The following is a 269-nucleotide window of genomic DNA, read 5'->3' on the forward strand; positions in this document are numbered from 1 at the left end:
GGCCCAGGGCAACGTCCCGGTGGCGACTGGCAGGGGCGCCCGGATGGCCACGGCAATGGCTGGGGGCCTGGGCCGCAGTATCGACCGGGTCACACTGTCGATCATTTCCCCGACCGCTACTGGAAAGTGCCTTACCGGGGGGCGGACTACTTCTACTCCGGTGGCTACTGGTATCGCCCCCATGGTGGCAGTTATATCGTCGTGACCCCGCCTTACGGCGTGCGGGTCAATTACCTGCCGCCCTATGCGCAGGAGGTCTGGCTGGGTGG

Annotated in this window: 1 protein-coding gene; it reads left to right on the plus strand. The window is 66.2% G+C overall.

Translation table 11 applies throughout. The features are described from left to right. A partial coding sequence (locus R0J88_RS20490) for a DUF6515 family protein (RefSeq protein WP_410900950.1) occupies window positions 1-269 on the plus strand: 269 nt, incomplete at both ends.

It is taken from the genome of Pseudoalteromonas sp. SIMBA_162 (genome assembly GCF_046535955.1).
GTDB lineage: Bacteria > Pseudomonadota > Gammaproteobacteria > Enterobacterales > Alteromonadaceae > Pseudoalteromonas > Pseudoalteromonas marina.